This window comes from Sediminimonas sp. (genome assembly GCF_024637375.1).
GTDB lineage: Bacteria > Pseudomonadota > Alphaproteobacteria > Rhodobacterales > Rhodobacteraceae > Sediminimonas.
In genome coordinates this window covers 39,427-46,544 of the sequence record NZ_JAGXFK010000038.1, presented here as the reverse complement: position 1 = coordinate 46,544, position 7,118 = coordinate 39,427, and the positions used below count along the sequence as shown (strand labels likewise).

Here is a 7,118-nt window from a genome sequence, read left to right as displayed (position 1 = left end):
GTCCGGGTCCGCGTTGAGCGCCGCCAGTTGCCGGCGGGCCTTGTCGCGGGTCTTGATCGCGTCGCGCAGCGTGGTCTGGATCGTCTCGATCCCGGTTTCCAGTTCGCGCCGGCGCGTTTCCGAGGCCAGAAGCCGCGACTGCATCCGCGAGATCTGCGTCAGGGTGCTGTTGTAGCGCTCCTGCGCGGCCCGGGCTTCCTCGGCGCGGGCGTCGCGCTGCTGCGCCAGCACGTTGAGGCGTTCCTCGTAATTGCGCTGGTCGCGCTTGGCCTGGTCACGGAAGTTGCCGGCGCCGATCGTGTCCATCAGGATGATCGCGGTGGCGACGATCGCCCAGGCGGTAAGCAACGTGGCGCCCGCGAAGGCCGTGAGCTGCGTCCCCGGACGCAACCGGATGAAGCGCGTGTCGGTATCCGATTTCAGGAACAGGCGCCGTTCGGGAAACCAGCGCTCGAGCGCGGTGTCGATGCGTATGGAAAGTCGCGTTCTCAAGTAATCCGTGCCCCCTCAGATCCATCCCCGTAGCCCCGTTGCTCAGTGGCCGGGGCGTTTTTCTTCACGTTTTCGTAACCAGTAAGCCCATGCAGGGCAACCTGTTTTGGCCATGTCGGGCATCCGGGCCGCATCCGACCCGGCAAATTTGGCAAAAAACCGCCGAAATGCGGGTCGTTCGCGACATTCTCGCTCGCGTCAGCCGTCCGGCAGGGCGCGCACCGCGGCGAGCACTTCTTCCACATGCCCCGGCACCTTGACCATGCGCCAGGCCCGCGCGATGCGGCCCGCCCGGTCGATCAGGAAGGTAGACCGCTCGATGCCCCAGAACGTCTTGCCGTACATCTTCTTTTCCCGCCAGACGCCGTAATCCTCGCACACGGTGGTGTCGGAATCCGACAGCAACGGAACGCCAAGCCCTTGTTCGGCGCGGAATTTCTCGTGGCTGGCAAGTGTGTCCTTCGAGATCCCGTAAACCCTGGCACCGGCCTGGGCGAACTCATGGCCAAGCGCGGTGAAGTCGGATGCCTCGCGGGTGCAGCCCTGCGTGTTGTCGCGCGGGTAGAAGAACAGCACCACCGTCGCGGGGCGCAGCGCCGACAGGGTGATCTGCGTGCCATCGTCGGCGGGCAGGGTGAAGTCGGGGGCGGTGTCGCCATCTTCGAGCATGTCGATTTCCTTTGCTGGTGACTGTGGATCGGTTCAATAATAGACCTCAGGCGGCAGGAACAAGGCAAGCGGGCCCGAGGGCCGCGGCGAGGCAGTTGAAGACCCGGAATGCGATCATCCGCTGACAAGTCTCCCGTTCCGGCGCGCCCGACGCGCCGGCGACGTCGCCGGCGCGTCGGGCTGGTGGCGCTGATCGGGCTGGCGGCCGTGGCCGCGGCGGTGATGCTGCTGGTCATCGCGGCGATCGGCCGGCCGCTGACGGCACCGGACTGGCTGCGCGCGCGCATCGAGGCGCGCGCCAGCGCCGCGCTGCCGGATACGAACGTGCGTTTCGGCGAGGTGTCGCTGATCGTCGCACGCGGCTTGGAGCCGCGCTTGCGCTTGCAAGACGTGGACCTTGCCGAAGGGTCCGGCCGGCCGGTCCTGACGCTGAGCGATGTCGAGATCAGCCTGTCGGCGCGGGCGCTGCTGGATGGGCGCCTGCGGCCGGGCAAGGTGCGCCTGTCGGGCGCAAGGGTCAAGGTGCGGCGACTGACCGATGGCGTGTTCGACCTGGCACTTGGGGCCGACCTGCGGCCGCTGGGGCAGGCGGTGAGCGCCGCGCAACTGGTCGAGGCAGTGGACGCGGTGATGGCGCGGCCCGGCCTGTCGTCGCTGCGCAGCGTCACCGCCGAGGCGCTGACAGTACGCTACGAGGACGTGCGCACCGGCCGCGCCTGGACGGTGGACGGCGGTCGGTTACGCCTGACGCGACAGGACGGCGTGTTGAACCTGAGCGGCGATTTCGCGCTGCTGGGCGGGCGCGACTACGCGACCACGCTGGAACTCAGCTATTCCAGCGCCATCGGCTCGCCGGCGGCGCAGTTCGGGATGAGCTTCCGGGACATGGCAGCCGGCGACATCGCCGACCAGGCCCCGGCACTGGCGTGGCTCGACGTGCTGCGGGCGCCGATCTCGGGGTCGCTGCGCGCCGCGCTCGACGGAAACGGCGTCCTGGGGCGCCTCAGTGCCACGCTTCAGATCGGCAACGGCGCGGTGCAACCTACCGAGGAAACACGGCCGGTGCCCTTCGAATCGGCACGCGTCTACCTGACCTACGATCCGGCGACACGGCAACTCGACTTCGACGATATCTCGGTGCGCAGCCAGTGGGTAAGCTTGCGCGCGACCGGCACCGCCACCTTGCGCGACCTGCAAGGCGGCTGGCCGCAAGAGCTGCTGGGCCAGGTCTCCGTCACCGACATAGCGGCGAACCCGGACAAATTGTACCCGGATCCTGTGCAACTGGCGCGGGCCGAGATGGATTTCCGCCTGCGGCTCGACCCCTTCACACTGGATATCGGGCGGCTCAGCATCGCCGATCGCGGCTCAACGCTGCGCGCCCGGGGCGCGCTTGCCGCGCGCCAGGCGGGCTGGGCGCTGTCGATCGAAGGGGAGATGGACGCGATTTCCCCGCAGCGGGTGCTGGCGCTGTGGCCGCGCAAGGTCAAGCCGCGCACCCGCGAGTGGGTGGAGAAAAACCTCCACGAGGCCGCGCTGCACGACATTCGACTGGCCTACCGCACGGGCGCCGGGCTGTCGGAAATGGTCTATGCCGCCTTCGAGTTCTCCGATGCCGAGCTGCGCTACGCGCGCACGCTGCCGCTGCTCATGGGCGCGGCGGGGCACGCGGAACTCGTCAACGACCGTTTCGTGGCGACCGGTGTGCACGGGCGGGTGGTGCCGCCGCAGGGCGGGGCGCTGGACGTCGCCGGCACCAGCCTGGTGGTGCCCGACGTGCGGATCGACGAGGCCCCGGCGCAGGTGTACCTGCGCAGCCGCAGTACCATCACCGCGGCGCTGTCGATGCTCGATCTCGACCCGATCAACGCGCTGGAGAAATCCGACACGCCCGTCGCCCTGGCCGACGGGCACGCCGAGGTGCAGGCGACGCTCGACTTGCGGCTGAAAAAGCATCTTCAACCCGACGAGGTGCGGTTCTCGGCCCGGGCAGGGCTTAGCGACGTGCGCAGCGACAAGGTTGTGCCGGGCCGGGTACTGGCGGCGCCGCGATTGCGGGTGCAGGCCGACAACGATGCCCTGAGCATCAGCGGCCGGGGGCGGCTGGGGCAGGTGCCATTCGATGCCGAATGGCGCACCGCGCTCGGTCCCGGGGCCTCGGGGCACAGCCGCGTCGCCGGCACGGTGACCCTGTCGCGCGCGTTTGCCGAGGAATTCGCCATCGGCCTGCCGCCCGACGCGGTATCGGGCCGCAACGCCGCGCGTTTCGAGATCGCGTTGGCGCGCGACGCGGCCCCGGCGTTCAGCCTGTCGTCCGACCTGGCCGGGCTGGGCCTGCGGCTGTCCTGGATCGACTGGCATCTCGACACCGCCGAGACGGGGCTGCTGGAGGTCGCCGGAACGCTGGGCGAGCCGCCGCAAATCGACCGGCTGGAACTGGACGCGCCGCGGTTGGAACTGCTGGGGCAGGTTCGGCTGACCGACGCCGGGCAGCTTGACCGGGCCGAGTTCACCCGTGCGCGCGTCGGCAATTGGCTGAGCGCGCCGGTGGCGCTGATCGGGCGCGGGCCGGGGCAGGCGCCCGCGGTACGGGTGACCGGGGGCTGGATCGACATGCGCGCGGTGTCGGCCGGCGAGGCCGGCGGCATTGGCGGATCGGGCGGCGGGGAAGGCGGGCCGCTGTTTCTGACGCTCGAGCGGCTGCAGGTCTCCGAAGGGATCGCGCTGACCGGGCTGGAGGGCGAGTTCGCCACCGCAGGCGGGCTCGACGGCACCTTCACCGCACAGGTCAACGGCAGCGCGCAGGTCACCGGCCGGGTGGTGCCACGCGACGGGCGCAGCGCCTTCCGCATCCAGTCGGACAATGCTGGTGCCACGTTTCGCGCCGCGGGGCTGTTGCAACGCGCACGGCGTGGCGCCCTGGACCTGACGCTGTTGCCGGTGGGGGCACCGGGCACCTATGACGGGCGGCTGAAGGTGCGCGACATCTGGCTGCGCGACGCGCCGGCGATGGCCGAGTTGCTCAATGCCGCCAGCGTGATCGGCCTGCTGGAGCAATTCCGCGGCAACGGCCTGCTGTTCGCCGAGGTCGAGTCGCGGTTCCGGCTGACGCCGTCGCGGGTCGTGGTGCAGGAGGGCAGCGCCGTGGGCGCCTCGCTGGGCCTGTCGATGGACGGGGTGCTCGACCTCGAAACCGGGCGCATGGACATGCAGGGCGTGATCTCGCCGTTCTACCTGTTCAATGCCATCGGCGCGGTGCTGACGCGCAAGGGCGAGGGGCTGGTCGGGTTCAGTTACCGGATGCGGGGGACGGCCGAAAACCCGCGCGTTCAGGTCAACCCGTTATCCATCTTTACACCCGGCATGTTCCGCGAGATATTCCGCCGCCCGCCGCCGGACCCCGACTCGCCCCCCGACGTGCGCGACGAGCCCAGACAGCCCCCACAGCCGGAACCCCGGCCTTAGAGCCGTAAGATGAAACTCAGCGATTTCGACTTTGACCTGCCCGAGGCCCAGATCGCCACGCGGCCCGCGCGCCCGCGCAGTGCCGCGCGCATGCTGGTGGCCGAAGGCGCGGCGATCACGGATGCGCATGTGCGCGATCTGCCCGATTGGCTGCGCCCCGGCGACCGGCTGGTGCTCAACGACACCCGTGTGATTCCGGCGCGCCTGTCGGGGCTGCGCCGGCGCAGCGGCGCCGCCGGCGACACCGCTGCGCGGATCGAGGTGACGCTGCTCGAGCCCACCGCACAGGGCCGCTGGCAGGCGTTGCTCAAACCGTTGAAGAAAGTGCGCGACGGCGAGGTGATCACCTTCGACGAGGGGTTTTGCGCCACGGTGACATCGCGCGACGAGGGGCGCGCGGTGCTGGCGTTCAACCTTGCCGGCGATGATTTCGATGCCGCGCTGGAGCGCGTCGGCGCAATGCCCTTGCCGCCCTACATCGCGGCGCGCCGCATGGCGGACGCGCAGGACAGGACCGACTACCAGACGGTCTGGGCGCGCCGCCCCGGGGCGGTGGCCGCGCCCACGGCGTCGTTGCATTTCGATGCGGCGTTGCTTGACGCGCTGGCGGCGCGCGGCGTGGCATTCAGCCATGTCACGTTGCACGTCGGCGCGGGCACCTTCCTGCCGGTCACGGTCGCGGACGTGACGCGCCATCGCATGCATGCCGAATGGGGCGAGGTCAGCGAACAGGCGGCGGCCGAGATCGCCAGCACCCGCGCCGCGGGCGGGCGGGTCATCCCGGTGGGCACCACCGCGCTGCGGCTGATCGAGACGGCGGCGCGCGATGGCGCCATCGCGCCCTGGCGCGGCGAGACAGATATCTTCATCTATCCCGGGTTTCGCTTTCGTGTGACCGACGCGCTGATCACCAATTTTCACCTGCCGAAATCCACGCTCATGATGCTGGTGGCGGCACTAATGGGGCAGGGCACGATCCGGCGGATTTACGCCCATGCGGTGGCATCGGGTTACCGTTTCTTTTCCTATGGCGATGCGTCGCTGTTGATCCCGGCGCCGGGCCATGACAACGCGGCGGCTGCGCGGAGCTGATCCGCGCCACCCTTTTCGGAGTTCACGATGATACGATTCGCATCCAGCGCCTGGGCGCTGTTGCTGGGCATGTTGCTGTTGATGATCGGTAACGGACTGCAAGGTACGTTGCTGGGCGTTCGCGGCGAGATCGAGGGTTTTCGACCTTCCAGATGTCGGTGGTGATGTCGGCGTATTTCGTGGGCTTCCTGGGCGGCTCGCGCCTGGCGCCCGAGATGATCCGCCGGGTGGGCCATGTGCGTGTCTTCGCGGCGCTGGCCAGCTTCATCTCGGCGGTGCTGATCCTGTACCCCACCTTCGCCGACCCGTGGGCCTGGACGGTGGGTCGGGTGATCATCGGGTTCTGCTTTTCCGGCGTTTACGTCACCGCCGAGAGCTGGCTCAACAACGCCGCCACCAACGAGACCCGCGGCCAGGCGTTGTCGCTTTACATGATTGTTCAGATGGTCGGCATCGTGGCCGCGCAGGGGCTTTTGGTGGTGGCCGATCCGTCGGGCTACGTGTTGTTCGTGATCCCCTCGGTGCTGGTGTCGATTTCCTTCGCGCCGATCCTTCTGTCGATCACGCCGACGCCCGCCTTCGACACCGCCAAGCCGATGACGCTGCGCCAGATCATGCGGGTGTCGCCATTGGGATGCGTGGGCATGTTGCTGCTGGGCGGGGTGTTCGCGTCGCAGTTCGGCATGGCCGCCGTCTATGGCGCGCGCGTGGGGCTGGGGCTGGGGCAGATCGCGTTGTTCGTGTCGTCGTTCTACATCGGCGCGACGCTGTTGCAGTTTCCGCTGGGGTGGCTGTCGGACAGGATGGACCGGCGTCGGCTGATCATGGTGGTGGCCGTGATCGGGGCGATTGGCGCCGGATTCGGCATGTTCGCGGGCGGTTCGTTCACGCTGCTGCTGGTGGCGGGGTTCGTGATCGGGGGAATGAGCAACCCGCTCTATTCGCTGCTGATCGCCTATACCAACGATTTTCTCGAACTCGACGACATGGCGGCGGCGTCGGGGGGCATGGTGTTCATCAACGGCCTGGGGGCCATCGCCGGGCCGCTGGTCGCCGGCTGGCTGATGGAGGTGCTGGGCGCGCCGGGCTTCTTCGTACAGATCGCGCTGCTGCTGGCGGCGCTGTCGGGTTATGCCGCCTACCGCATGACGCAGCGTGCCGCGCCGGATGTCGAGGACACGGCCAGCTATGCGCCGGTGTCGCCGGCCGCTTCGCCGGTGGCTGTCGGCATCGCGCAGGAGTACGCCGCCGAGACCGCCGAGGCGGAGGTCGAGGATGAGGCGGCACAGGCGCGAGTGGCGCCGTGATGGCGAAGATGTTGCATATGTAGCAAAAGTTTACTGTTCATTTGCGCCCTTTCGAATGTAACGTTTTCTTTACGAAAGATACGGGCGAATTTG

4 protein-coding genes and 1 pseudogene are annotated in these 7,118 nt (G+C 68.7%); 3 read left to right on the top strand and 2 right to left on the bottom strand.

The annotated features are described in order from the left end of the window. Positions 1 to 492, bottom strand: a 492-nt coding sequence (locus Q0L89_RS05570) for a DUF5930 domain-containing protein (protein ID WP_296763165.1), incomplete at its 3' end; no start/stop codon positions are given. A gap of 198 nt (positions 493 to 690) precedes the next feature. Continuing rightward, complete coding sequence (locus Q0L89_RS05565; RefSeq protein ID WP_296763164.1) at positions 691 to 1,161, bottom strand: peroxiredoxin; 471 nt, start codon at positions 1,159 to 1,161, stop codon at positions 691 to 693. Between the two features lie 108 nt (positions 1,162 to 1,269). On the opposite strand from Q0L89_RS05565, the gene Q0L89_RS05560 reads away from it, so the two are divergent. From Q0L89_RS05560 to Q0L89_RS05550, 3 genes and pseudogenes are all read left to right on the top strand, one after another. After that, positions 1,270 to 4,626, top strand: coding sequence for an AsmA-like C-terminal region-containing protein (locus tag Q0L89_RS05560; protein ID WP_296763163.1), 3,357 nt, complete (start codon positions 1,270 to 1,272; stop codon positions 4,624 to 4,626). Between the two features lie 9 nt (positions 4,627 to 4,635). Beyond that, entirely contained in the window at positions 4,636 to 5,718 is a 1,083-nt protein-coding gene (queA, locus tag Q0L89_RS05555; RefSeq protein ID WP_296763162.1) for a tRNA preQ1(34) S-adenosylmethionine ribosyltransferase-isomerase QueA, read from the top strand. A 27-nt stretch (positions 5,719 to 5,745) separates the two neighbouring features. Further along, positions 5,746 to 7,025 (top strand): annotated as a pseudogene (locus Q0L89_RS05550) (MFS transporter). Positions 7,026 to 7,118 lie beyond the last annotated feature (93 nt).